Below are 24,536 nucleotides of genomic sequence, written 5' to 3'. Positions count from 1 at the left end.
GCGGGCTGATCAGTCGCGGGTCAGGCGGCGGTGGGTCACCCGGTGCGGCTTGGCCGCGTCAGGTCCCAGCCGCTCCACTTTGTTCTCCTCGTAGGACTCGAAGTTGCCCTCGAACCAGTACCACTTGGAGGGGTTCTCTTCGTCACCTTCGTAGGCCAGGATGTGGGTGGCCACCCGGTCCAGGAACCAGCGGTCGTGCGATACCACCACGGCGCAGCCGGGGAATTCGAGCAGCGCGTTTTCGAGGCTGCTGAGGGTTTCGACGTCGAGGTCGTTGGTGGGCTCATCGAGGAGGAGCAGGTTTCCGCCCTGCTTGAGCGTCAGGGCCAGGTTCAGCCGGTTGCGCTCACCGCCGGAGAGGACGCCGGCCTTCTTCTGCTGGTCCGGGCCCTTGAAACCGAAAGCGGCGACGTAGGCGCGGGACGGCATTTCGACGTGGCCCACCTGGATGTAGTCGAGTCCGTCGGAGACGACTTCCCACAGGGTTTTGTTGGGGTCGATGCCGCCGCGGCTCTGGTCAGCGTAGGAGATCTTGACCGAGTCGCCGATCTTCAGTTCGCCGCCGTCGAGCGGTTCCAGCCCGACGATGGTTTTGAACAGTGTGGACTTGCCCACCCCGTTGGGGCCGATGACACCCACAATGCCGTTGCGGGGCAGCGTGAAGGACAGCCCATCGATCAGGACGCGGTCATCGAAGCCCTTCTGGAGGTTCTTGGCCTCCAGGACCAGGCCACCCAGGCGCGGGCCCGGCGGGATCTGGATTTCCTCGAAGTCGAGTTTGCGGGTCCGGTCAGCCTCGGCTGCCATCTCCTCGTAGCGTGCCAGGCGGGCTTTGGACTTGGTCTGGCGGCCCTTGGCGTTGGAGCGGACCCACTCGAGTTCCTCGGTGAGGCGCTTGGCCTGCTTGGCGTCCTTTTTGCCCTGGACTTCCAGGCGGGCGCGCTTCTTCTCCAGGTACGTGGAGTAGTTGCCTTCGTACGGGTACAGGTGGCCGCGGTCCACTTCGGCGATCCACTGGGCCACGTGGTCCAGGAAGTACCGGTCGTGGGTTACGGCCAGGACTGCGCCGGCGTAGGACGAAAGGTGCTGTTCGAGCCAGAGCACGCTCTCGGCGTCGAGGTGGTTGGTGGGCTCGTCGAGGAGGAGCAGGTCCGGCTTTTGCAGGAGGAGCTTGCAGAGGGCCACGCGACGGCGCTCACCACCGGAGAGGGTGGTGACGTCCGCATCGGCAGGCGGGCAGCGGAGCGCATCCATGGCCTGCTCCAGCTGGGAGTCGAGGTCCCACGCGTCGGCGGCGTCGATGGCTTCCTGCAGCTGGCCCATCTCTTCGAGGAGGACATCGTAGTCAGCGTCGGGGCTGGCCATCTCTTCGGAGATTTCGTTGAAGCGTTGGATTTTGCCGTAGATCTCGCCGACGCCTTCCTGGACATTGCCCAGGACAGTCTTTTCCTCATTGAGCGGCGGTTCCTGCAGCAGGATCCCCACGGTGTAGCCGGCGCTGAGCCGGGCCTCGCCGTTGGAGGGGGTGTCCAGTCCGGCCATGATTTTCAGGATGGTGGACTTACCGGCACCGTTCGGGCCCACGACACCGATCTTGGCGCCAGGGAAGAAAGACATGCTTACGTCGTCGAGAATGAGTTTTTCGCCAACAGCCTTGCGGGCCTTGGTCATTGTGTAGATAAATTCCGCCATGCTTCCAAATCTACTGGGTTGGCGGGCATAACTTCCATTTACGGCCGGGATCAGGACCCGGCGAAGCACTTCCCGCTGGCCAGTACCGGCAGGACGGTAACGGTGACGGCGCCCTCGCGGACCTGGCCGATGATGCAATCCGTGCCCTGCAGGACGGCGGCTTCGATGGAGTCGGCTGCCAGACCCGTGGGGGTCCGGCTCTGGGACACCTCCAGGAACCCCGGGGCGACGCCGGATCCGGTCAAGGCGTCCGTGACCTGCTCGGTGGCCGGCTTGGGTGCCGCGGCTGCCAGTCTCACCAGGGCGTCCGTGACTGACTGCTTTACGGCATCGGTTGCGGCTGCTGCCTGCGCGGAACCGGACGGGGACGCGGCTGGTGTGCCGGCCTGTGGCGACTGCGCCGAAGCGGACTGCGATGAGGTTGGCGCTTCCGGGGAACCTGTTTGCGGGGAACCGGTTTGCGCCGCTTCCGCGAGGGAACTGTCGATCGGCGGGGTGCCAACGGTGGCGCCGCCGGCACAGCCCGAAAGCACCGCGGCAACTACAGCGAGGGTGACGGCTGTCCGGGTCCGGCCTGGCTTGTTGGCCGTTTCCGAACGTGGGTCTCGTCCGTGGACTCCGGTGTGGTTGGTCTGCCGGAGGGAAGGATTGAGCCGCATTCTGACATTCTGCCACGGCAGCGCTGCCGGCCCTGGCGGGTCCCAGGTCAGGGGCGGTTGTCGACGAGTTCCCCCGTCTGCAGATCGAGGCTGGAGAGGCCGCCGTCGGTGTCCTCAATGAGCACCGACGGATCTGCGGCGTTGGTGGCCCCATCCCTATCCGCAGGGCCCGGCGGGTCCGACTCGTCGTCCGGCGGTGCCTGCTCCATCAGGGACAGAACGGGCCTGCCGGAGTTTTTGCTGAAGTTCGCCGTACCGTGCCTCAGATCCTGGCCGATGGCCTCGGCATCGATTTCGACTGCGTAATAGGTGCGTCCTTCGTATTCCCAGTCGCGGATCTTCAGTTTGCCGACGACGATCACGGGCTGGCCCTTCCGTAGGCTGCACGCGACGTTTCCCGCCATCTGCCGGTAGGCCTGGACCTCATACCAGTTGGTTTGGCTGTCCACCCAGGTTTGGCTGGGCTCGTCGAACCTGCGGACGCTCGAGGCCATGCGGAACGTGGCGGTGGCGAATCCACCGGTTGTGGTGGAACTTTTGACGTCCGTGGCCACATAGCCCCGGACGGTGATGGAATCGATCATGGTCCTGTCCTGTCTCATTTGGTGGTGCCTGGTGCAGACAACACCAGCATCGCGGCGGAGCCCCGGCAGGGCGATGCCATGAGCCGCCTATGTGGACAACCAGCGTTGCTGGCCCGGTGTGGAGGACAAGTCGGGCCGTGGAACGGGGCCGCTGCAACCCGCCCCTCGGCAATGTAAACTTTTTCAGGCGCCGGAAGTTTCATCCGAACGCCAACGCCCCAGTAGCTCAGGGGATAGAGCAGCGGCCTTCTAATCCAAAGGCTTGGGGTCTGAGACCGGCTTAAGTTTTGGGGCGCTTTCGCCCCCATCTGGACCAGGCGCCGGAGCCGGCTCTTTACCGGTGAGAATCCAGTACTCATCCACGCCAGTGCGTTCAGCGATCCGCTCTGCAACGTCCGCGAAGCCGCGCGGGTCATGCCCCTGCAACTCCCATCCGCGCCAGGACTGCTGAGAGAAACCGCAGGCCAATGCCGCTTCCTTCATGTTCCACCCCATCTGCCAGCGGATGAGGGCAAGCCGCGCTCCGAAGGTGTTGGTACGAGGAACGAACTTCCCGTGGATTTGTGTGCTCATGAGGAAAGAATTACACAAGTCGTGCATAAAGCGCAATACCGAACATTGAACCAATGCTCAACCTTGGCAATCTTGACCCAACCTTGGGCTGACCTTGGGCTATGCATTGGAAGGCCGCGCTTAGGCTGTACGCAATTTGGTGTTTGACACTACTTGCACGCCATGACAAACTTCACGCATGAACAAAAATCCGGTGTATATCACCACTAGTCAGGTTGCTGACCGCTTCGGCGTCAACACCGCTACGGTGCGCCGCTGGGTGCTCAACGGAACAGTCACCCCGGACGTCACAACACCGGGCGGGCATCACCGGTTCACGGAGGAAACGGTCGCAGCTCTTCGCCTTGAGTCTGCGACTGCTGGCAGCCAAAGCCACCCTCGAACCGCCTGACACCCCCAGCTCAGGCACAAAAAGGCGGCCCAGTACCTCTCGCCAAAGATTTCACTGGACCGCCGATAACCAAACCCAACAGCCAGCCCTTGCAGGGGCCCTATTTCGGCTGCCGAATCGGAAGTGAGTCTAGCAATGGACGCAGAAGCTAAGCCAGACCAGTTGCCCAGGAACCTTTTCTTCAGAGGCGAAGACATGCGGGCCGAGGGCCTGCCTGAGGTCCAGATCGAACTGATGGTCGGCAAGCGGCACAGTGACCACACACGGTTGGTCCGGAAGCTCGCCCAGCTGGTCGACGCCTCCAAGAACATCAAGTCCTTCGACGGGACGGGCAACGCCGAAGATGCCCTCCCCCATTTCCGCGACACCGCTGACGACGCGTTCAAGCAGCTCCGCAACCTCAGCCGCGATGTAGAGCTGGCCAGTGACCGCTACCGCGCAGCTATTGGCAGCACTCCCCCACAGTCCCCGGCAGCCGTAGAGCCTTCCCCCAATGCTCCGGCTGCCGGCCCCCTCCCCGGGCCCGGCCTGCACATCGTCGTATCCCGCCCCTTGACGTCCGCTCAGAAGGCTGACGACGCAGTCAAGCGCATCATGGCCGCCCGGTCCTCACGTGGGGCTCGGCTGTGAAGGCGCGGATCAAGCGGCTCGCCGTCGTGCACCCCGTTCACGGTGCACCGTTCAAGGACCGGGCCATCGTCCAGTACCGGGACAACAAGGAACTGGTGGAGCAGCTCAAGACCTACTGCCGCTCCAAGTGGCCGTTACCCCAGACCATCCAGGTCGACGTCCATGCCGCTCACATCCTGATCGACGGTAGCCACACCGCCAGCTACTCGCTGGTGGAGCCGAGGCCATGAGGCCCACGGCGCGGGTCGGCCGGAATCGCCGCTGCGCCTACCTCTACAGCCCAGCCATCGCCGCGGGCACAGCCGCGATCCTCGCGGCCCTCCCCACAGTGAACGGCGGCTACCTCGCCGGCGTCGCACTCGTCCTCGCCGGCGCCGCCGGATTCGTACGTGAGACAGGAAAAGACCAATGACCGAACAGCCCACGGAACAAGAGTTCCTCGGCAACGCCAGGCCCGGTATCGAAGTACGGGGCATCCCTCTCGTAGGGACCTTCCTTGACGAGCACACTCGCATGGAACCCGCCGGTTTCTGGACTCCCGGAGAGGAAGCGAAAGTCTGGCACGCAGCCAACCCAACGTTCACGGATCCGCCCCGGGTCACCAGTGAAGACGAGAATATCGTCACGGACCTCCACCTGGAAGCCGAGGTGCACTCTCAGCATGCCGTCAAGGCCCTGGAAAACGGCGACCTGGTATCTGGCATCGCATGGCTCCGCTCATCCCTCGCCTTCGCAGAGGCGGCGCTCTCTGCCCCTCCCCGCATGATCCTGGGGGCACAGCAGCCATGAGCCCGAACATTCTCCAGATGGTGCCCGTCAAGGACATGATCCCCCACCCGAACAACCCCCGGGATGACCTGGGCAGCCCCCAGGAACTCGCTGAGCTGGCCAACGACCTCGCCGCTAACGGCAACACCATCCGCGTCCGCCTCCACCCCATTACCGCGGGCCCGAACGCCGGCAAGTACCTCATCATCGAGGGCCACCGCCGACGAGAAGCCGCGAAGCTGGGCAACGTCGCGGAACTGGAAGCCTGGATCGACCCGAGCTGTGACACCAAGGCCAAACAGATCGAGGCCATGCTCCGCGAGAACACCCACCGCGTAGGCATCACTGCATCCAACGAAGCCAAGGCCATCCAGACCCTGCTGGACTGCGACGGCATGAACGTCCGCAAAGTCGCCAAGGCCATCCACCGCTCCGAGTCTTTCATCCGTCAGCGCTCGCGGCTGGCCCACATGCCGGCGGTCGCCCACGCTTTGGTTGACGGCGGCGGCCTGACGCTGGAGCAGTCGGAAGCTTTCGATGAGTTCAAAAATGATGCGGACGCCACGCAAGCCCTGACTCTTCTGGCCACGAACCCGCACCGGAATAAGTGGGACTGGGACCGGGAAGTGATGCGCTGCCGCGCACGCCGGGATGCGCCGGCCAAAGCAGCTGAGGCTGCGAAGCTCATTGAGGCTACCGGCGCCCAGGTCATCACTGACGGCCAGGCTGACAGCGGCCATTACGACCGCGACTATTCCGCCGACAAGCTGACGGACGAGGAGCACGCAGAGAAGGGGCACTACGCCCATGTGTCCGCTCATGATGGGGAGCTGCGCTGGTACAAGCGCAGCGAGACCGCGCAGGCCCGCAAGTCCCTCACCGAGGAAGAGCGGGCAGCGAAGCTCCGGCTGAGAGAGATTACCGCCGGCCTGGAGCAGGATCTGGCCCTCTGGGATGAGCATCTTCGTGCCTCGCTCACGGACGCCGGCGGCGGTTCCCCGCTGCGCGCCGATGAGCAGCTCCTTCAGTTCGGTATGGCAGCCGGATTACTCGAGCACTCCGGTCACTACGAACGTGCCGGCCAGCTTCTCTTGAACAAGAACAGCCACATTGCCTATGGCCAGGAGCTGCGGGAGGCCGTGGCAAAGTTGCGGCCGCTCCAACTCGTTATGCTCCGCGTCGAGCTGAAGCTGAAGCCTGACAACCTGCACAAACCAGCCACGTGGGACAGGAAGCCTAGCCCGTGGAAGGGCGAGGAGACCGAGATCAACCGGTGGATCAGGGTCCGCGAGGAAGTGTTCGGCTACGGGCCGGCCGTATTCGAACGCGAGGCCATTGAGCATTTCAAAGCTGAGGCAGCGGCGAAGACCGCCGGCAAGGACAAGCAGGGAGCAAACGATGAGTGACCTGCATGGCCTCACCCGCAACAGTGAGAACGAGCCTGTCTGCATCTGTGGCTACCGCCCGGACATCCTGAACGAGTTTTTGTCGGTTGGTAAGCAGTGGAAGGCCAAGCAGATGGTCCTGGACCACGCCGAAGCGCTCAACCTGCGCCCGGTGAACGCCCGCTGCCCGGAGGCACCTTTCAGCCCGGGAGAGTCCGCCCGGTATCCGCGTGCCGGCGTCAGGCAGCATCTGGATGGCCATTGGCTCATCACCCTGTGGGACGAAAAGGGCATCGTGCACGCCTGGGAGTCGTCCGGCCTGGACAAACACGAGACCCGGTTCGAGGCTTTCACCTTCGCCTGGGCATTCATCCAGGCGCACCGCTGCTCCGGTGTCCGCCTAAACGGTATGGAAGCCGCATGAGCCCGAAAGTGGAGGCCAGCAAGCCCGAGAAAGTGGAACGCTGCGGCTCGTGCAACGGACCAATCAACCTGCAAACCGGCGAATGCCGCTGCTCCTAACGAAAGGCCGAGACCGATGAGTAACGAAGTCCAGTGGCAGGAACCGCCTGGTAGAAGCGGCGGCAAATTTTACGACTACACCTCCATCATCGAACAGCTCAAAGCAAACCCCGGGAAATGGGCCCTTGTGGTCCCGGACTGGAAGACGTCCGCGTCTCCCGGCCGTTTTCGGAAAGAAGGTTGCGAAACTACCAGCCGCCAAAACGCAGACGGCAAAACATGGAGCGTGTACGCACGCTTCAACTCTCAAAACGGCCCCACCCCCCGCTCCGATGCGGGCAAAGGGCGGAACCCGGCCATCCAAGCCGCCATCCAAAAAGGCACGGCCCTCACCCCACCGCCCGCGCCAAAGGCAGCCGGCGGCTTCACCGCTCACCTCGCCAGCCAAAACCGCCCAAGAACCTAAACCAAGCACCACCAAGGGCGCCGCGCAGCGGCCGCCCCCACGGGCCCGATAGGCAACCACCGCCGAAACCAATCCCCCCATGAGGAAGTAAGCAAAGGTCCCGGTTCGAATCCGGGCGGGCCCCCACAGAACACCCCACCAGAAAGGCGCCCGGTGACCCACCAGCACGGCCCCGAAGTCTGCGCCATGGGCCACCAAGGACGCCAACCAACCCCCGGATGCAGCTGCCCGCCCTGGCGCTACCACCCAGCCCACCCCCGCCCCACAAACCCAGACTGCGAAAAGCACGGATCAGATAGGAACCCCGGCCATGAGTGAATGCGTCGCCTGCGAACACCCCCTCAGCATCCCCGAGGAAATGCAGGGAACCGTTGTCGAGCTGCACTCCTGCGGAGGCAGCGAAGAGAGCCTCCACCGGGTGTGGTCCACCGAATGGGAAACCTGCATCGTCTGGGGAACACACGACCCAGAGGCAGCCCGTGCCGCCTGGGCCGGGCAAATAGACCCCGACGAAGACCAAATGCCCGACTGGAAAAACGCTTCCCAGGAATGGGCAGACCCCGCCGAGCTGGAAAAAGACGAAGACCAGCCATGGACCCTCACCGGCCCAACGCAACTCCACCCACACTGGGTCCCATTCCTAGCCTGGAGCTGACCCATGATCCTCCACGTCAACACCCTCGACCTCCGCCAAGCACTCATGGCAGTCACCCCACACGCCTGCGACCCCAAACTCAGCACCGCGCTCGCCGTCGTGCACTTCACGGCCACGGACGGGATGCTGCACGTCACCGCCAGCAACACCGTCACCCTTGGCCACGCTGTCGCGTCCATCTGGGAATCGGATGGGCTGACTAGCGACGTCAACGACGACGCTTTCAACCTGTCGGCCGATGTCGCCAAAGAGCTGCTGCAGATCTTCAAGGCCAAGGGCAAGCAGCCAGAGGACGAGATCGGGGATACTCTCCGCATCACTGTCCGCCCCGACTCCATCACGTTCCTGGACGTCTCCGGGCTCTTCCCCGGCAAGGAATTCAAGATCCCCCAGGGGGACGACAACGAATTCCCGCTGAACTTCGGCCGGCTACTTATCCAGGCGGTCCTTTCAGACCGCGTTATGCCCGAACGGCTCGTGGCCGCTGGCCGCCTGCTCCGGCTTTTCGCAACGGCCTCACAGGCTTACGGCGAACCACTGGTCATCGAACCGACAGAAGATGCCAAACGCATCCTCATCAGCTGCGGAGAGTCCTTTCTCGGTCTCCTGATGCCCATCCGCTCCGAAGATGGATCAACCGTGGCCACCGAACTGGACGACTGGCGCGACGGCTGGATGAACCGCCTCCCCGAACTCGCCCACGCCGGCCCGCGCCCCAAACCCGAACAGCCGGAAAAGCCCAGCTCCCTCGAATCCGTAACCTTCAAACCGGGCGGCGGCGGCTCAGTCCGCGATATCACCGACCTGGTATTCAAACGCGTCGTGGACATCGTGGAACCCCACCTGTGACCCCCACCGAAAACGCCGGCCGCGTCCTCCTCAACACCGCCCTGACCATCCGCAACCCGTGGGCCTGGGCAATCATCAACGGCGGCAAAGACATCGAAAACCGCTCCTGGCACACCTCCTACCGAGGCCCCCTCTACATCCACGCCGGACTAGCCGAACCAACCGAACGCGACCTCGCAGACGGACTCATCACCCACGCGCTCGCCGTAGCTGCTGCAGCGAACGTGGATGCCGCATTCCGGCCGGGATACATCCTGGGCACTGCGGACCTGCAATCCATCCACCACGCCCGGGACTGCCAGGCCAACCACCCCACTATGTGCTCAGGCTGGGCGCTGCCAGGGCAATACCACTGGGTACTCACCAATCCCCGCCCGCTCTCCTGCCCCTTCCCCGAAACCGGCAAGCAAGGACTCTGGAAATTCTGATGACCAAACTCGAAACCGCCCTCCTGGCCACACTCGTGGCCACGGCCGGCCTGCTCGCCCTGTCCATGCGCTCAACCATCTCGTGGATCGCCGCATCAAAAGGAGAAATCTGACCATGGCCGAGGAGAAAAAGGTACTGACCGTAACCAAGTGGGAAGTCCAACTCCCCCCTGACGAGAACGGTTTGACTGCAAGCGCAGAGTTCGAAGGTGCGGACGGCAGGACGGCTGAGGAGAACGCCCGCCAGGCCTGGTCGGATAATCAGCCTTCCCTGCTCGTCAAGACCGTCACTGAGACGTTCATGCGCGGCGACGTGCTGGAGAAGTGGGAGGCCAGGAAGTGACGGCCTCGGACCCGCGCCTGGACGCGATCAAGGGCACGTGGGCGGCTCATTACAAGGACATCGCATACGCCGATGACATCGCGGAGGGTGGCGACGAGGAAGTGCCCGAGGACTACGAGCGGCACTGCTGCAACGAGGATGGCGAGGATTGGCCCTGCCAGGCCATCAAGGATGCCGCTCCCGCCGACGTCGCTTACCTCCTGTCCGTGGCGGAAGCGCAGGCCGGGCAGATCGCCAAAGTACGGGAGCTGCACCAGCCCGTCGAAGTTTTCGAGTACGACGACTCCAATAGGACGTTCAAGCAGGACGAGGACGGCGAGCAAATCGTAATGAAGACGCTTTGCACAAGCTGCACGGGGGATTCGGTCCTTGAAGCCATAGGCGACTGTGAGTACGACGGCCTCGACTACCACGACGAGACCCACTGGCCCTGCCCGACTATCGCCGCACTCGCCCCGGAAGGACCCGAACAGTGAGCAAGAAACTCGTCTGCGACTTCTGCGAAAAGGCTATCGAGGGCACGCCCAAAATCATGTCCACCGAGAATGACGGCGCGAAACTCGACTTCTGCACCACCACATGCTTCATCGACTACACGAATCAGGAGCAGCCATGACCGTCAGCGACGAAGCCCTGCGAGCAGGTGAACTTGCGGCCCTGGGTCGTTACCTCAACAAGGAAACAGTCCGGCTGATCCTCGAAGCCGCCGCCCCGCACATTCAGACGCAGGGACAGCCCGAAACCCGGGCAAGACGCCGTATTCGCAAGGCTGTCGAATCCCGCGGTTACGCCGTCAAAGAACTTACCTGGCAACCCATCTACGACGCGGGCGAGATGTCCGGCCTAGCCGGCGGTTGGGACCTCACCGTTGATCGGCCCTACCTCGCCAACACATTCCCCGGCGACGACCTCGGCGGATTGTCCGTCGAAGAGCTACTTGCGTCCGTCGACTACTGGCTGCCACCAGACGAACCATGCACTTGCGATCGGGAACACCACGCAGTCATGCGCGCCGGCCGCATAAATGATCCACAGAAGACCACCCACGACCCGGCATGCAAATGGCACATTCCTTACCGGCTCCGCTGGTGGAAGAGGAACACCCCAGCGCTCGCCGATCCATCGGAGAAAGTAGGATCACCCATTGTCTTGGCTGAAGGGCAGTGACAAGGCCGCAACGTTTCCGAAGGCCCTCAACGTCCCGCACTTCAGCAAGGGCGAGATCAGCGTCAACGAGATGTTCGGCTTTATCCACCGGTGCGCGTACGAGTCGGCTGCGCACCGAACTGACTATGTAATCGAATTTGGCGTAGCCATGATGATGGGAGGCCCGAACTACGAACGGCTGCTCGAAGTCGCTGAGCAGACCGGCCTGATGGAGCAGCTCGAAACGGATGGAGCCCCATCCTGGAAGATCATCGAGGACCCGGATTTCATACACCTGATCACCAAAGCTGAGCAGGAATGGATGAACCAGCAGCGTAGGGATTCTCGCGACACGAAGATGACCTCACTGGTCCGGCTGCGCGACGGCGACGCCTGCCGTTACTGCCTCAAGATTGTGTACTTCGGCGGTGACAAGAAATCGGCCCGAGCCGGCGGCTATGCACGCACCGGCACCATGGACCACGTCATCGCCGGGGACATGGACGCCACCGTTGACACCTTGGTAGTCGCGTGCGGTGAATGCAACTCCCGGAAAAAGAACCACGATGACCTACTGGACTTGCAGCCGGCCCCGGCGGTCCCGTTTTACTCCCCCTCCACAGCAACATGGCTGGCCAAGCACGGCCACCACGTACAACCAACCGGCAAGCACCCGGTTATGAAAAAGAAGGCCACCCCAGCCGACGGCACGCCGTCAGCGCAGCGCCCCGTAGAGCAGCCAGCAACGGCAGCTCCGGGAAGTATCCAGGCAACGGAAGCACCCTCCGGCCAGGCAAGCAGCGCAGACAGCACCCCGGGCAACAGGGAACCCAGCAGAAGTCTGACCGCCGATCAGCCAGATCCGGCAGACCACAAGCCCGACGGATCTGGATATGCCGGGGCGGGACATGGGACGGGTCTTGGGTCGGGCAGGGAAGGGAAGGGAGCCCAGCTCCCTGAAACCCCTAAGCAGAACTCCAGAGCTAAGAGACGAAGGCGCCCCAGGAAGCGAGGGGGAATCTAAGCATGCCCACCAAAGGACTTTCATCGCATCACCCCATCAGTGAAGAGCAGTTCCAACAGCAGGTCACTGACCTTGCCCAGGTGCTGGGCTACGACATGATCTACCACAATCCAGATAGCCGGCGGATGCAAGCCGGGTTCCCTGACCTGACCCTGATCAGCACATCCCGCGGCATCGTCCTCTTCCGGGAACTCAAAACAAGCAAGGGCCGGGTCCGTCCTGACCAGGTCAAGTGCCTGGCTGCCATGCAAGCGGCTGGACTCAACGCAGGCGTCTGGCGTCCTGAGGATCTCCACAACAAGCACATCGAGCGAGACCTGAGAGGGCAGGCATGAAAGAGGAAGTCAGATTCTGCACCGCCGAGGAGTGCAAACGGCTGACCACGCTCTACCTGTGCACCGTGTGCATCGTGGAGCTGGCCGATCTGCTGCAGGACGTGACGCCCATCCTCGAACGCATCGACGCAGTGATCTACCGGCAGACAGTCACCAGTGCGCCCGGAGCTGGCGGTGGTGGTGGCGTAGCCAGCTCGAAGCCAGCCATGAACGTCGATGCCTACATGCTCAAAGCCCACCTTCACAGCCTGCCCACTTCAGCCCATGCCGAGGCGATGGAGAACACCGTGGCCGGCCAGACTTTGTACATGGCAAGGGAGTGGGTCACATCAGGTCGGGATCTCGTGTGGGGCCCGGAAGAGAAGCGGGTTTACGGCAAGTGCGGCGTGCTCCAGGACGCAGAGCTGGAGACCGAAGATGAGGAGTCCTTCCACTGTGATGGTCCACTTGTTGCCCATCCGGACGATGCAACGGTTAGATGCCCTGACTGCAACACGGTTCACCAGGTCAATGAACTGTTGGATCGTCTCCGGCAGAGAGCCCGAGGGAACCCCCTGCCGCCACGCGGAGTGCGGGAACACCTACAGCGCAGTGCTCGTGTGCAGATCCTGACAAAGGACTTCGAAAACTGGGTACAACTGGGCAAGCTGGCGTACGTCCTAGACCGCGTTACCACCAACATCAGGGCCCAAAGGCTCTACTATCCTGGCGACGTGTTGACAGTGAGACAGGAGATGCGGGCGAGACGAAGAATGTAGTACCCTAAATCCGAGGGGATAGCTGTCCCCGATACAGCTTGCACGAGGCCTCGCCGGTTTATCCGGCGGGGCCTTTGTCGTACCCGGCGTTGATGGGAGGCGTCATGTGCCTCATGCCCTGAAGAAACCTTGCCCTTCCCCTGGTTGTCCGAATCTGGTCAGCTCCGGAAGGTGCGAGGAACACAGGCGGGCCGCTGACCTCCACCGCGGATCCGCAGCAGACCGTGGATACACCAGCCCAGGACACAGGTTCTTCCGCGAAGAGGTGTTGGCACGAGACCCGATATGCGTCTTGTGTATGCGGAGACCGTCTCAAGAAGCTGACCACTTCCCGTTGTCCCGAAAGGGACTGATAACGCTGGGCCTGAACCCTGACGATCCCAAACGGGGCCGCGGACTCTGCAAACCGTGCCACTCAACTGAAACAGCCCGGCATCAGCCCGGAGGGTGGAACCGACCTCAATAAGAGGGTCGATTCGCCCCTACATTCCGGCCTCCAAGGGGGTGGGGGCACCCCCTTGGAGGCCCCTCCAAATAGCCACCGGGCAGGGGAAGTCCCTGCCCCGCAGGTTAGAGCTTTTTGATCAGGGGGTGCCCCAATGTCAGGTCCAGTTGGCCGCCCGGCGCTCGCGATTGTGCGTGAAGGCAACCCCGGACACCGCCCAATTCCTGAGTCCGCGACTGTTCCGCCGGCCGAATTTCCGGAGCCGGACTGGTCCAAGGAGCTGCCCGAGTCCAAAGCGCCGCGGAAGCCCAAGGAGCCGATCCGCGACGAGGACGAATCCATTGAGCACTTCATCCAGCGCGAGTACCGCTACGAGAAGCAGCTCACCGATTACGAGCTGCGCCGGCAGGCCATCAACGGGACCCGGTTCGTCAAGCGCAGGGCGGCCGCCGAGTGGGCCCGCGTCGTTCCGGTGCTACTTCAGTCCATCGGCCTGGGCAGCCCGGACTACTCCGTTGTGGTGGACATGTGCATCTGCGTGGCCCGCCTGGAGTGGTGCGAGCACGAGCTTTCCCGAGAGGGCCTGATCGTCATGGGCCAGCGGGGACCGTGCAAAAACCCCATGACAACCGTGGCCGGCCAATACCGAACCCAGCTCAAGACCTACATCCGGGAGCTTGGCCTGTCTCCATCGGCCCGCACCGGACTTCCCTCGCGGCCAGACGGCGGCGAAGACGATGACCCCTTCGACTGAAACTGAGGAACCATGAGCCAGCAACCAAGCATTGCCCGCAGCGTCCACTACGAATCACGAGGCAGCAAGGACGGGCATTTCCGCTCCGAGCCGCGCGCTGCGATTATCACCAGCGTGCATTGGAGTGATGCCGCCGGCGAAAAGGACTGGGAAGGCCACGTGCAGGAGGCTCGCCCATCTGATGAGCAGGCAGAGCTGTACATCAGCTCCGTTTCCCTCGCTGTCCTGAACCCATCCGGCCTGTTCTTTGACGAGTACGTACCGTACAGCGAGGCACCCAAACCGGGGCACTGGTCCTGGCCCCCGAGGATCTAAGCCCCTTCTACTCACCTGACACCTGATGCAGACCGGGAGGCGGTTCCTGCGTCGCTAAGGGGGTCGGGATGTTCTTTGCCGGCTTCGATTCCTCCAGGCTGCCCGCGCCGTATGAGTCGCTGATCGAACTCGGCATGACGCACGAGCAGATTGTGGACGCCGCCGGCAAGGAACCGCTGGTTGTGGCCAACCAGGCGAGCCAGCAGCCCGGGGCCTGGTTCGACGTAGACCGCGCCCGGAAAGCTCTGCGGGCCTTGGGGTCCTTCAAGCACACGAAAGGCCGCTGGGCGGGCACACGGCTCCGCCTGGGCGAAGGCCTGGACCCATGGCAGGTTGTCTGGGTCATGGCCCCTGTCTTCGGCTGGGTTTGGTACGACGAAGAGATTGACCGGGTTGTGCGGGTCATCCGCAAGGTCTGGATCGAGATCCCGCGTAAGAACGGCAAGTCCACCTTCGCCTCCGGGATCTCCGGCGTCCTCCTTCTCGCTGACGGCGAGATGGGCGCCGAGGTCTACAACGCTGCCGGTTCCGCCACACAGGCCGGCCGCGTGTTCGAAGACGCCAAGCAGATGCTCATGACATCCCCGGCCGCCCGCAAGCGGATCGAGCCGCTGACGGACCTGGTGCGCGTTCCCAAGACCCTGGGCATCCTCCGGGTACTCTCCCGCGTGGCCGAGACGGCGCACGGCCTGAACGTGTCCGGCGCGACCATTGATGAGATCCACACGCTGCGCCTGCAGCGCAAGCTGATTGATGCCATTGAGACCGGCGTCGGCGCCCGGGATCAGCCGCTCATAGTCTTCATCACCACCGCGGATGAGGCCGAAGAGGGCACCCCGTACGACGAAAAGCACACCTATACCCGCAACTTGGCCAACGACATCCTGAAGGACCCGTCCTTCTACGGCGTGATCTGGGCGGCCGGGGAAGATGATGACCCGTTCGCTGAGGCCACCTGGTACAAAGCGAACCCGGGCCTGGGCAAGTCCCCCACTCTGACCTACATGCGCGGTGAAGCGCTGAAGGCGCAGAACTCCCCCAGCGCCCTGCCGGCCTTCCTGCAACTGTCCCTGAACCGCCGCTCGCCGTCTCAGACGCGCTGGGTGGACATGGACAAGTGGAACGCGCTGCGGATCGCCACACGGGCCCCTGTCCGGGGACGCAGGGCATGGGGCGGTCTTGACCTCTCGGCCACCTCCGACCTCACCGCCTGGTCCGTCTGGGTGGAGTCCAACCGGCCCGGCTTCGAGCTGGATCTCTTCACCAGAATCTGGGTCCCGGAAGAGCGCGTCATTGACCTGCAGAAGCAGCTGCTCATCCCGCTGCAGGACTGGATCGAACGCGGCTACGTGATCGCCACCGAGGGTGACGTCATCGACTACTCCCGGGTCAAGGAATCGGTGAAGACCGATTGCGAGTACTTCGACATGCAGCGCGTCTCCTATGACCGGATGTTCGCCGGCCAGCTCGTCCAGGAACTCGACGCCGAGCTGAGCGGCATCGAAATTACGCCGGTTGCCCAGACGTTCTACGGGCTCTCTCCGGCGGCCAAGGAGATGGAGCGCCGCTGGCGGTCCAAGTCCATGGGCTGGGACGGAAACCCCGCCATGAAGTGGATGGCGTCCGTCGTAGACGTCAAGACCGATGACCTGGACAACATCCGGCCCGTGAAACCGAACCGTAAGAAGTCCAGCACCCGCATTGACGGCTTCCAGGCCGCGGTGACGGGCATGGACGGCATTGTGCGCGGAGATCTCCGCTCGCAGTCAACTGTGGTGCACACCGGCACCAGCACGAGAAGGGGGTGAGTCCATGGATCTGGACCTCAACGGCGCCAAACAGAAGACAGCCCGGCTGAGCAAGGAACTACTGGGCCGCCGCCCCGAGATGCGCAAGCAGATCGAGTACTTCAAGGGCGAGACCGGGAAGCTGCAATACGCCTCTCCCAAGTTCGCGGAGCACGTGCTGAAGCAGTACCAGGGATTCTCTGACAACTGGTGCCGGCCTGTCGCCCAGGCCCCGGCGGAACGCATGAATCTGTTGGGGTTCCGCCCGTACGGCCGGGTTACCGGCGTGGACAAGGACCTTGAAAAGGACTGGCTGGCCAACAACGGGGACGCCGGTTCTTCTGAAGCGTTCCTCCTACAGGGCGTCGCCTCACGCTCGTACTCCCTGGTGCACCCCGGCGCCGGCCCTGACAGTGCGCCGCTGCTGACGTGGGAGCATCCGGAATCCGCCATCGTGGACACCGACCCGGCAACCGGGATTGACCGGTTCGGCCTGGTTGTCTGGGCTGACGACGAGATGGACTTCGCCACCCTTTACTCGCCCACGCAGGTCTTCAAGTTCAAGCGCAGCACCTCGCGTGACCGGCACGAGCGGCCCGGCCCCGCTGACCTGGCTGACGGCTGGGAACTCCGGGACGAAAAGACTCCGGTGGAACCCAACCCGCTGGGAGAGGTCCCGCTCTCCGAGCTGCGCAACCAGAGCCTGATGGACGATGAGCCGATCTCGGATATCTCCGGAGTCATGGCCCTTCAGGACGCCGTGAACCTCATCTGGGCCTACCTGCTGAACGGACTCGACCAGGCGTCCCTGCCCGGCCGGGTCATCACCGGCGCCGAACTGCCCAAGGTCCCCATCCTGGACACGGACGGAACGACCATAGTCGGCTACCGCGACGTCGAGCTGGATGAGCTCATGAAAGAGCGCATCCTGTGGATTCCGGGCAAGGATGTCAGTGTCGAAGAGTGGACCGCAGCGTCACTCGACGTGTTTTCCAAGGTCATCAGCCAGCTGGTGGAGCACATCGCCGCGCAGACCCGGACGCCGCCGCACTACTTGGTGGCGAAGATGGTCAACACGGCCGCTGAGTCCCTGAACATCGCAGAGGCCGGCCTGGTCTCCAAGACCGGGGAACGGATCACCTACGCAGGCCGGGGCCTGAAGAAGACCATGCGGCTGATGGCGAAAGCCAGGGGCGCCAATGACCGGCGCCTGGTGGCCATAAACGCCGGCAAGCTGGTCTGGGGCAACGTCCAGTACCGCTCTGACTCCCAGATGGCTGATGTGGCCACCAAGCTCCGCTCTGCAGGATTCCCCATGGAATACATCGCGGAAAAGCTGCTGGTGGACCCGGCGGAAGTCAAGCGGGTCATGGCGATGATCGAAAAGGAAGCCGCCATGGACCCGCTGGGAGCAGCCCAGCGGGCAATGCAGAACGGCATGCCGGATGGCATCGCCGCTTGAGCTGGCGGAAATCCACTACGCCTACGGCAAGGAACTCCAGGCGGCAGCCGCAGGGAAGCTCCTGAGCCTCTGGCGGGGCGTGGACCGCCGCAACATCCTCGCCTCCTGGACGGAGCGCCTACCGGACGCCGTGGACGTTGTGGCAGCCTCACAGCTCGCCGCAGCAGAGGACGGCGTGGCCTACATGTCCGCAGCGCTCGCCGTCCAGGGCATCAGCACGGCTGGCCCCGCGGTCTCCCCGAAAGGGTTCGCGGGGCTGGCCTACCCGCTCAGCCCTGATGCTCTGGCGCTGGACCTTCCAGGCACGCTAGCGGCGCCGGCCTTCACCGCCCTAAGGGGCATCAAAGGCGGCGCGACTCTGGAGAGGTCCATGGCCGGGGGCCTGAATGACCTCATGCTCCGGTCCCAGGTGCAGATCTCCGACGCGGCCAGGAACTCCGGTTCGGTGTCCATGTCCACCCGCAACGAGCGGGTGGGGTACGTCCGGATGCTCAACCCGCCCTCCTGCGCCCGCTGCGCCATCCTCGCCGGGAAGTGGTACCGCTCCAACGCCGGGTTCCACCGGCATCCTGGGTGCGACTGCCGGCACATCCCCACCAGCGAGGACGCCGCAGGAGATCTCCTGACGGACCCTTACGAGTACTTCCAGTCCCTGCCCGAACCCGAGCAAAACAGGATCTTCACTAACGCCGGAGCCCAGGCCATCCGCGACGGCTCGGACATCTTCCAGGTAGTCAACGCCCGCAAGGGCATGTACACCACCGCCGGCGGCTCCAAGGTCACCCGCGAGGGCGTCACACGCCGCGGCTACTGGGGCTCCCAGCAGAAGACCAGGGACCGCAAGGGCGCCGAACGCTACGGCGTCTCCATCCGCCAGCGAATGATGCCCGAAGAGATCTACAAACGAGCCGCCTCCCCGGAACGCGCCAAGGCGCTGCTGACCGAGTACGGCTACATCACTCCCGCCGGCCAAGCGCCGGACGGGGCAATTGCTGGCAGCGCCCGGGGATTCACCCAGCGCTACCGCACGAACTGACCGGCAATCGGCCAGTCCACACCTGATCGCGCAACGCGAGAAACGGAGCACCGCCATGATGTCCAGCACCGAAACGCCCCGCCTGCTGCACGGGATCGACATGTCCGCAACGGACGCCGCCCAGCAGCTCATCGACTTCCACCGGCTCACCTTCGGAAACGCCGTCATGGAAACCGACCCGGACGCTGATCCCGATCCCGATGCGGACCCCGATGCAGATCCGGACGCTGACCCTGATCCCGATGCAGATCCGGACGCTGACCCGGACCCGGACGCTGCGGACCTTGGGGACAAGGGCAAGAAGGCGCTGGATGCCATGAAAGCCAAGCTCAAGGCCGCCAACGCGAAAGTGAAAGCATCCGCGACGGAGGCAGCCCGGCTGAAGGCCGAGAAGGAGAGCGCCGGCAAGCCCGCTGAAGAGCAGGCCCTGGCCGCCGCCCGCCTCGAAGGACACACCGCGGCCACCGACGCCGCAAACAAGAGAATCCTCCGCTCAGAAGTGAAAGCTGCTGCAGCCGGGAAACTCGCCAATCCCGCGCTCGCCGTCAAGCTGATCGACCTCGATTCCCTCGAGGTGGATGAGGACGGCGAGGTGGACGAGGACGCCATTGCCGAAGCAATTTCGGCGCTCCTTGAAGAGAACCCGTATCTGGCCGCGCAAGGCGGCACAACCCAGTTCGATTCGGCCCGGGGCAAGCCCAAGCCGAAGACGAAGTTGACCGCAGCAGACCTCGAAAAAATGACGCCGGCGCAGATCGCCAAGGCGTACGACGAGGGACGCGTCAAGGCGTAATACCGCGCCGACCGCCAAACGCACAGAAAGCAGAACAACATGGCAATTGCCAATTTCATCCCCACGGTGTGGTCTTCGAAGATCCTCACCGCGTTCCGGGAAAAGGCCATCTTCGCCGGGCTCGCAAACCGCGAGTACGAGGGCGAGGTCAAGGCCGGCAACACCGTCAAGATCACCGGCGTCGTTGACGTCCAGATCAAGGACTACAAGGCCGGCGCTCTTCCGGACGGCAGCGGTGGCACACTCCCCCGCACGACCGCCCCGGACGACATCACGGACACGACCATTGAGCTGCGCATCGACCAGGAGAAGAACTTCGACTTCTACGTCGATGACATCGACGCCGCCCAGGCGTTCACGCGGCTCCTGACCCCCTACACGGACTCCGCAGCTGCGGGCCTGGTGGAGGACTCAGACCGCTGGCTCGCTGCCCTCCTGTTCCTGCAGGGCACCGGCACGGCCGTAGGGGCCCCGGCCATCGACGGTAAGACCGCGTGGAACGTCATCCGCGACCTGCGCAAGCAGCTCAACAAGGCCAAGGTCCCCCAGGGTGACCGCATCTTCGTGGCCAACGCCGAGTTCACTGCACTGCTGGAAGAGAACGACTCCAAGCTGATGCAGGCCAACACCTCCGGCACCACCAAGGGCCTGCAGGAAGCACAGCTTCCGCGCATCCTTGGCTTCGACGGCTTCGGCTCCGAGAACCTGCCCACGGTCAGCCGCCCGTCCATCGTGGCCTACCACAAGTCGGCGCTGGCCTACGTGTCCCAGATCGACAAGACCGAGCCCATGCGGGCGCAGAACAAGTTTGCTGACCGTCTGCGTGGCCTCCACGTTTACGGCGGCAAGGTTCTCCGTCCGACGGCCGTCGCGCACTGGACCGCAGCATGAGCCCCCGCGTGGTAGGCCCCTCCGGCGTCCCGCTGGACGTCTCCACTGACATGGCCCGCAGCCTGGTCCGTGACGGTTACGCCTTCCTGGCGGCCGGCGAACCGGAAACGGCGCTGGTCACCCCGGACCCGGCCATTGTGATCCTCAACCCCGAGGTGGCACCCGGCCTGGTCCTTCCCGTCGGCAACAGCGTCGCTGACTTGACTGCCCAGCCGACAGCGGACGGCCGCCCCCGCGGCAACGCCAGCCGCGAAGAGTGGGTTGCCTACGCCCTTGCCAACGGCAAGACGGAGGACGACCTGACCGGCCTGAAGCAGGGCGAGATCCGTGAACTGTTCGCAGAGCGCCCTCAGGAGGCTCCCAGCGAGGATGCCGACCTGGACAGCTCCGTGCTGCAGGTCATCCCCGCCGGCAAGGACGGAGCCGAAACGGGCCCGTCCCCGCTCGATGTCCCACCTCACCCGGAAGCCGCAACCGCGGACGCGGAAACCACCGCTCCGGAAAAGTAGAGAGGAGGTGACCTGGTGGCCAACCTGATCACGCCCGAAGATCTCGCATCCTACGAACTGGAAGACCTGGACGTGAACCGTCCACGTGTGGCCAGATTCATTGCAACCGCTTCCGAGGCTGTCACGGACGCCGCCAGGTCACCGATTCTCCGCCGCCGTTCAGTGGTTGAGCTGACAGCGATGCCGGCCATGATCCTCCGCCTGCCCGGGCTGCCAATCTCGGAGATCCACTCCGTCACCATCGGCGGAGTCCCCCTGATTGGCTGGACCCGGCTCACCGCCGGGATTCACCGCGCCGACGGCTGGTCCCAACGGGGTCTGGAAGTCGTCACGGTGGACTACACGCACGGCCTGCCGGCCGTTCCTGCCGACATCAAGGATCTGGTGGCCCGGATGGTCATCGCCGCCGAGCTGGCCGCTCAGGACGGCGCTGACAGCCTCGCCCTGAACAACGGCCGGATTTCATCGGTGGGTATCGATGACTTCCGCGAAGCGTACGCCACCGGGGACGAAGTTGAAGCCGTCACTGAAATGACTTTGCCGGAGCGCACGCGCGAACGACTCGCCAAGCGCTTCGGCGCCGGCCCGACCGTGGCAGGTGGACTGTGAGGGCCGCCCGCGCCGCGCTCGCGCGCGGCCGCCGACGGGCGAAGGCCCGCATGATCGACCGCTGCACGGTCCACCGGCCCGGCGCTAAGACCACGGACCCGGCCAACGGCAAAGTGACCCGGGCCATGGACGAGATCTACGTCGGGCGGTGTGAGTTCCAGCAGACAGTGGCCCAATCCACAGAGTCCGAAGCCGGCGAACACGAATTCACCGCCCAGGACACCGTGTGGAAGACCCCGGTAGGGGCAGGGCCCTTCAAGATCAACGACGTCGTCAAAGTCACCGCTGCCCCGGAAGACCCCCAACTGATCGGCCGGACCTTCCGGGTAACCGAGCTGTTCAACAAGACCTACGCGACCGCGCAACGATCCAGAGTCGAGGAGCTGACCTCTTGAGCACCGAAGTAACCGGTTTGAACGAGCTGACCAAGACGCTCCAGGCTGCATCATCTGACGAGCTGCTGAAAGACGTAGGTCAGGTGGTGTCCAAGGGCGCCCTGAACATCAAACAGCAGATCCAGAAGGACTTCCGCAGCTCCGAGCACTTCAAGGGCATCCGTGACATCCGATACAACCGGAACGTCACGGCAAACGCGGTAGAGGCCGAGATCTCCCCCTTCCTCGAAAACGAAGGCATCGCCGACCTGGTGGGGGTCGCCATCCATGGCGGCTCCCGGGGCGGCGGCGGCAGCGTCCCGGACCCGCTGCTCGCGCTGCAGGCCGAAGCCCCACGCTTCGAGGAGGCGCTCTCAAAGCTCCCCGGGGTGAACCTGGATGGCTGAGGAACATTACAAGGCGCTGGAGGCCCGCCTGCGGGCCGTAGCGCAAGCCGTCCTCGATGGGCCAGCCGTGCACTTCGGCGCAATCACCGGAACACCAGAGTCCGCCGACTACCCCTACATCCTGATCGGCGGCAACGCCGGCCAGGAAACATCCGCCGCCCCGGTTGCCAGCACCGACACCTTGGAGCTCCGCTTCAAACTCACCTATGCCGGGCTTTCCTTCGAATCCGTCCTGTTCATCGTCAGCCTCACCAGGCGTGCACTCATCGGCGCCCGACTCCAGATCCCGGGCTGGACCTGTGCCCCACTCCGGCACGAAGCGCTGCAGGACATCCGAACGGATTTCGACGTCATTATCCCCGACATCGGATCGCCGCTCTTCGCGGTCGATGAACTGGTCCTCTTCGCGGGCCGGTAACCACCACCCAGAAGGAGTTCCACCGTGCCACCCACCAACAGAACACCTCCCGCTGACCAGGCCCGCCAGGAACTGACCAGCGCCGGACTCACCAACGAGGCCGACCTCAACACCGGAGAAAGCTCAGCGCTCGCGCTCGCCGGCACCGGCGACGGGACGCCTCAAGCAAAACGCGGCCGGGTCCCGGCCTACGACAAAGAGACCGGAAAGAAGCTTCCGCACAAGGTGCCCGTGTCACACCTTGACGGACGGTTCCCGAACCTGGTCGAAACCCCCTCATCGAAAGCAGGTAACTGACCATGGCCCCTCAAGGTCCAAAAATGCTCAACACCGCCAACCGTGCACTGTGGTGGGTCCCGAGCATTGCCAACCTCAATGCCATCAAAAAGACCGAAGTGGACGCCGGCATCAACATCACGTGCCGCGTGACCGCCGCCAACTTCCAGTTCGGTATCACCGGCAACGCGTCCATCACGGACCCGGGCCTGTGCGCACAGATCGAGACTTCCGCGCCAGGTCTGGCAACCGTCGCCGCCGAGATGGACTTCTTCCGGTTCAAGAACGACGTTGACGACGTCGCGTGGACCACGTTCGACGGCAAGGACATCTCCGGCTATCTGGTGCAGCGCATCGGACAGATCGGGGACGACGAAGACCAGGAGAACACTCCGGTGAAGGTCGGGGATGAGCTGCAGGCCGGCGAGTTCCTGACCCATGACCAGCAGATCCTCTCCCCCGCCACCGCCGGGTACGAGAAGTTCAAGCAGGTATTCGCCCCCCAGGCCTACGTACAGCGAAGCATCGTCGTCGCGTAGACAGACTGCCGGCCGGATGGTTTTCCAAGGTTCCATCCGGCCGGCGCTCCACCCAAAACCTTGCCCCCACGCTAAAAACCTTGGAGGTTCAGCATGACCAGCACAACAACGGCAACACCCGACTTCAACCTGGATGACTGGATCGACTCCGTGCAGCGCACCGAACGCGCCGTCACACTGTATGGACGGATGGATCTCATGGCCGAGATCGACGTCCTGCAGGCTAAGCTCCGGGCAGAGGCGGAGATCCCGGAGGAAGACCGGTCCATGGGCGGCGACCCGTCAGAGAAGCTCCGCCAGGAGATAGACGATCTCTATATTCAGATCGACGCGTCCAAGATCGAGATCCGGGTCTCCTTCCTGGACGACGAAGAGCAGGAAGCCATCTCCACCGCCGTCCGCAAGGAACTCAAGGCCGAAGCGGACGCCGCAGCTAAGCAGGCCCGTGCGGATGGCGTCGAGAAGTGCAAACGCCTCGAAATCAAGGCCGTCAACGACGTGAACCAGATGTGCCGCAACCTCGCTGCCGCGGCGGCCGAGCACGTTTTCGAACGCGAGATCAACGTCCGCACCATTGCCGCGGCCGTCGTTTCTCCCAGGATGACGCCTGACCAGGTCCGTAAGCTCTACAAAGTCGTCGGGGATGCGCAGATCGCCCTGATCAGCAAGGCCTATACCCGGGCCTCCATCGAAGAGCCTCAGGTGACCGTCCCAAAATCGTCACAGCCCTCGCACAACGACGATGGGCTCACGTCCTCCTAGAGGCCAGAACG

General features: G+C 63.8%; 37 protein-coding genes. 33 read left to right on the top strand and 4 right to left on the bottom strand.

Annotation, left to right across the window (positions count from 1 at the left end; genetic code table 11):
* Window positions 1-9: 9 nt before the first annotated feature.
* The 4 genes from ettA to ASF72_RS07395 form a co-directional block, all read right to left on the bottom strand.
* Window positions 10-1,692 (bottom strand): energy-dependent translational throttle protein EttA, encoded by a 1,683-nt coding sequence (ettA, locus tag ASF72_RS07410; RefSeq protein ID WP_050684738.1) that lies wholly within the window; start codon window positions 1,690-1,692, stop codon window positions 10-12.
* A 50-nt stretch (window positions 1,693-1,742) separates the two neighbouring features.
* A complete protein-coding gene (locus ASF72_RS20950) occupies window positions 1,743-2,351 on the bottom strand; it encodes a DUF6993 domain-containing protein (protein ID WP_235504679.1) in 609 nt (202 codons plus the stop codon).
* 47 nt (window positions 2,352-2,398) lie between these two features.
* Window positions 2,399-2,953: a single-stranded DNA-binding protein gene (ssb, locus tag ASF72_RS07400; RefSeq protein WP_235504678.1), complete on the bottom strand. Its 555-nt coding sequence runs from the start codon at window positions 2,951-2,953 to the stop codon at window positions 2,399-2,401.
* A 231-nt stretch (window positions 2,954-3,184) separates the two neighbouring features.
* Window positions 3,185-3,508 carry a helix-turn-helix domain-containing protein gene (locus ASF72_RS07395; protein WP_162242794.1) on the bottom strand — a complete coding sequence of 108 codons (324 nt, stop codon included), beginning with the start codon at window positions 3,506-3,508 and terminating at the stop codon, window positions 3,185-3,187.
* Window positions 3,509-3,686: 178 nt separating this feature from the next.
* On the opposite strand from ASF72_RS07395, the gene ASF72_RS20000 reads away from it, so the two are divergent.
* From ASF72_RS20000 to ASF72_RS07240, 33 genes are all read left to right on the top strand, one after another.
* Window positions 3,687-3,899: a MerR family transcriptional regulator gene (locus tag ASF72_RS20000; RefSeq protein ID WP_164468845.1), complete on the top strand. Its 213-nt coding sequence runs from the start codon at window positions 3,687-3,689 to the stop codon at window positions 3,897-3,899.
* Window positions 3,900-4,061: 162 nt separating this feature from the next.
* Entirely contained in the window at window positions 4,062-4,529 is a 468-nt protein-coding gene (locus ASF72_RS07390; RefSeq protein ID WP_157370932.1) for a hypothetical protein, read from the top strand.
* Complete coding sequence (locus tag ASF72_RS07385) at window positions 4,526-4,759, top strand: hypothetical protein (protein ID WP_056597786.1); 234 nt, start codon at window positions 4,526-4,528, stop codon at window positions 4,757-4,759. The genes ASF72_RS07390 and ASF72_RS07385 overlap by 4 nt, the downstream gene beginning before the upstream one ends.
* Entirely contained in the window at window positions 4,756-4,941 is a 186-nt protein-coding gene (locus ASF72_RS07380) for a hypothetical protein (RefSeq protein WP_056597784.1), read from the top strand. The genes ASF72_RS07385 and ASF72_RS07380 overlap by 4 nt, the downstream gene beginning before the upstream one ends.
* Complete coding sequence (locus ASF72_RS07375) at window positions 4,938-5,318, top strand: hypothetical protein (RefSeq protein WP_056597782.1); 381 nt, start codon at window positions 4,938-4,940, stop codon at window positions 5,316-5,318. Before ASF72_RS07380 ends, ASF72_RS07375 begins: the two co-directional genes overlap by 4 nt.
* Complete coding sequence (locus tag ASF72_RS07370; protein WP_162242793.1) at window positions 5,315-6,703, top strand: ParB/RepB/Spo0J family partition protein; 1,389 nt, start codon at window positions 5,315-5,317, stop codon at window positions 6,701-6,703. The genes ASF72_RS07375 and ASF72_RS07370 overlap by 4 nt, the downstream gene beginning before the upstream one ends.
* Window positions 6,696-7,106, top strand: a complete 411-nt coding sequence (locus ASF72_RS07365) for a hypothetical protein (protein ID WP_056597778.1) — start codon at window positions 6,696-6,698, stop codon at window positions 7,104-7,106. Before ASF72_RS07370 ends, ASF72_RS07365 begins: the two co-directional genes overlap by 8 nt.
* Window positions 7,107-7,220: 114 nt before the next feature.
* On the top strand, window positions 7,221-7,610 hold the full coding sequence (locus ASF72_RS07360; protein WP_056597777.1) for a hypothetical protein: 390 nt from the start codon (window positions 7,221-7,223) through the stop codon (window positions 7,608-7,610).
* 310 nt (window positions 7,611-7,920) lie between these two features.
* Window positions 7,921-8,265 (top strand): hypothetical protein, encoded by a 345-nt coding sequence (locus ASF72_RS07355; protein ID WP_056597775.1) that lies wholly within the window; start codon window positions 7,921-7,923, stop codon window positions 8,263-8,265.
* Window positions 8,266-8,268: 3 nt separating this feature from the next.
* Window positions 8,269-9,114, top strand: coding sequence for a hypothetical protein (locus ASF72_RS20555; RefSeq protein ID WP_056597774.1), 846 nt, complete (start codon window positions 8,269-8,271; stop codon window positions 9,112-9,114).
* Entirely contained in the window at window positions 9,111-9,542 is a 432-nt protein-coding gene (locus ASF72_RS20550; RefSeq protein WP_056597773.1) for an ASCH domain-containing protein, read from the top strand. Before ASF72_RS20555 ends, ASF72_RS20550 begins: the two co-directional genes overlap by 4 nt.
* Window positions 9,543-9,657: 115 nt before the next feature.
* Window positions 9,658-9,885 carry a hypothetical protein gene (locus ASF72_RS07340; protein WP_056597771.1) on the top strand — a complete coding sequence of 76 codons (228 nt, stop codon included), beginning with the start codon at window positions 9,658-9,660 and terminating at the stop codon, window positions 9,883-9,885.
* Complete coding sequence (locus tag ASF72_RS07335) at window positions 9,882-10,361, top strand: hypothetical protein (RefSeq protein ID WP_056597769.1); 480 nt, start codon at window positions 9,882-9,884, stop codon at window positions 10,359-10,361. The genes ASF72_RS07340 and ASF72_RS07335 overlap by 4 nt, the downstream gene beginning before the upstream one ends.
* Window positions 10,358-10,501 (top strand): hypothetical protein, encoded by a 144-nt coding sequence (locus ASF72_RS20290; RefSeq protein ID WP_162242792.1) that lies wholly within the window; start codon window positions 10,358-10,360, stop codon window positions 10,499-10,501. Before ASF72_RS07335 ends, ASF72_RS20290 begins: the two co-directional genes overlap by 4 nt.
* On the top strand, window positions 10,498-11,052 hold the full coding sequence (locus ASF72_RS07330) for a hypothetical protein (RefSeq protein WP_056597767.1): 555 nt from the start codon (window positions 10,498-10,500) through the stop codon (window positions 11,050-11,052). The genes ASF72_RS20290 and ASF72_RS07330 overlap by 4 nt, the downstream gene beginning before the upstream one ends.
* Window positions 11,030-12,055, top strand: coding sequence for an HNH endonuclease (locus tag ASF72_RS07325; RefSeq protein ID WP_056597766.1), 1,026 nt, complete (start codon window positions 11,030-11,032; stop codon window positions 12,053-12,055). The genes ASF72_RS07330 and ASF72_RS07325 overlap by 23 nt, the downstream gene beginning before the upstream one ends.
* A 2-nt stretch (window positions 12,056-12,057) precedes the next feature.
* The gene (locus ASF72_RS07320) at window positions 12,058-12,390 is read left to right on the top strand and encodes a VRR-NUC domain-containing protein (RefSeq protein ID WP_235504677.1); all 333 of its coding nucleotides are present in this window, start codon (window positions 12,058-12,060) and stop codon (window positions 12,388-12,390) included.
* Window positions 12,387-13,148 (top strand): hypothetical protein, encoded by a 762-nt coding sequence (locus ASF72_RS07315; protein ID WP_056597764.1) that lies wholly within the window; start codon window positions 12,387-12,389, stop codon window positions 13,146-13,148. Before ASF72_RS07320 ends, ASF72_RS07315 begins: the two co-directional genes overlap by 4 nt.
* A 599-nt stretch (window positions 13,149-13,747) precedes the next feature.
* Entirely contained in the window at window positions 13,748-14,347 is a 600-nt protein-coding gene (locus tag ASF72_RS07310) for a P27 family phage terminase small subunit (protein ID WP_056597762.1), read from the top strand.
* 12 nt (window positions 14,348-14,359) lie between these two features.
* Window positions 14,360-14,662, top strand: a complete 303-nt coding sequence (locus ASF72_RS07305; protein WP_056597760.1) for a hypothetical protein — start codon at window positions 14,360-14,362, stop codon at window positions 14,660-14,662.
* A gap of 68 nt (window positions 14,663-14,730) precedes the next feature.
* On the top strand, window positions 14,731-16,470 hold the full coding sequence (locus tag ASF72_RS07300) for a terminase large subunit (protein WP_056597758.1): 1,740 nt from the start codon (window positions 14,731-14,733) through the stop codon (window positions 16,468-16,470).
* Window positions 16,471-16,474: 4 nt separating this feature from the next.
* Window positions 16,475-17,911, top strand: coding sequence for a phage portal protein (locus tag ASF72_RS07295; protein ID WP_056597756.1), 1,437 nt, complete (start codon window positions 16,475-16,477; stop codon window positions 17,909-17,911).
* Window positions 17,895-18,947: a hypothetical protein gene (locus tag ASF72_RS07290; RefSeq protein WP_056597755.1), complete on the top strand. Its 1,053-nt coding sequence runs from the start codon at window positions 17,895-17,897 to the stop codon at window positions 18,945-18,947. Before ASF72_RS07295 ends, ASF72_RS07290 begins: the two co-directional genes overlap by 17 nt.
* Before the next feature lie 55 nt (window positions 18,948-19,002).
* Window positions 19,003-19,740, top strand: a complete 738-nt coding sequence (locus ASF72_RS20285) for a hypothetical protein (RefSeq protein ID WP_056597753.1) — start codon at window positions 19,003-19,005, stop codon at window positions 19,738-19,740.
* Window positions 19,741-19,779: 39 nt separating this feature from the next.
* The gene (locus ASF72_RS07280) at window positions 19,780-20,631 is read left to right on the top strand and encodes a P22 phage major capsid protein family protein (protein WP_056597751.1); all 852 of its coding nucleotides are present in this window, start codon (window positions 19,780-19,782) and stop codon (window positions 20,629-20,631) included.
* A complete protein-coding gene (locus ASF72_RS07275) occupies window positions 20,628-21,140 on the top strand; it encodes a hypothetical protein (protein WP_056597749.1) in 513 nt (170 codons plus the stop codon). Before ASF72_RS07280 ends, ASF72_RS07275 begins: the two co-directional genes overlap by 4 nt.
* Window positions 21,141-21,155: 15 nt before the next feature.
* Window positions 21,156-21,749 carry a hypothetical protein gene (locus ASF72_RS07270; RefSeq protein ID WP_056597747.1) on the top strand — a complete coding sequence of 198 codons (594 nt, stop codon included), beginning with the start codon at window positions 21,156-21,158 and terminating at the stop codon, window positions 21,747-21,749.
* Complete coding sequence (locus ASF72_RS07265) at window positions 21,746-22,144, top strand: DUF6093 family protein (protein ID WP_157370929.1); 399 nt, start codon at window positions 21,746-21,748, stop codon at window positions 22,142-22,144. Before ASF72_RS07270 ends, ASF72_RS07265 begins: the two co-directional genes overlap by 4 nt.
* A complete protein-coding gene (locus tag ASF72_RS07260) occupies window positions 22,141-22,530 on the top strand; it encodes a hypothetical protein (RefSeq protein ID WP_056597743.1) in 390 nt (129 codons plus the stop codon). Before ASF72_RS07265 ends, ASF72_RS07260 begins: the two co-directional genes overlap by 4 nt.
* Window positions 22,523-22,948, top strand: coding sequence for a DUF3168 domain-containing protein (locus ASF72_RS07255; RefSeq protein ID WP_056597741.1), 426 nt, complete (start codon window positions 22,523-22,525; stop codon window positions 22,946-22,948). Before ASF72_RS07260 ends, ASF72_RS07255 begins: the two co-directional genes overlap by 8 nt.
* A gap of 24 nt (window positions 22,949-22,972) precedes the next feature.
* Window positions 22,973-23,245, top strand: a complete 273-nt coding sequence (locus tag ASF72_RS07250) for a hypothetical protein (protein WP_056597739.1) — start codon at window positions 22,973-22,975, stop codon at window positions 23,243-23,245.
* Window positions 23,246-23,247: 2 nt separating this feature from the next.
* Window positions 23,248-23,763, top strand: coding sequence for a phage tail tube protein (locus ASF72_RS07245; RefSeq protein ID WP_442854156.1), 516 nt, complete (start codon window positions 23,248-23,250; stop codon window positions 23,761-23,763).
* Window positions 23,764-23,856: 93 nt separating this feature from the next.
* Window positions 23,857-24,525, top strand: a complete 669-nt coding sequence (locus ASF72_RS07240; RefSeq protein WP_056597734.1) for a hypothetical protein — start codon at window positions 23,857-23,859, stop codon at window positions 24,523-24,525.
* Window positions 24,526-24,536: the final 11 nt, after the last annotated feature.

The organism is Arthrobacter sp. Leaf141, from assembly GCF_001424565.1.
Classification (GTDB): domain Bacteria; phylum Actinomycetota; class Actinomycetes; order Actinomycetales; family Micrococcaceae; genus Arthrobacter.
Note: the sequence above shows the minus strand (reverse complement) of the source record. Positions and strands in the feature narration are given on the sequence as shown.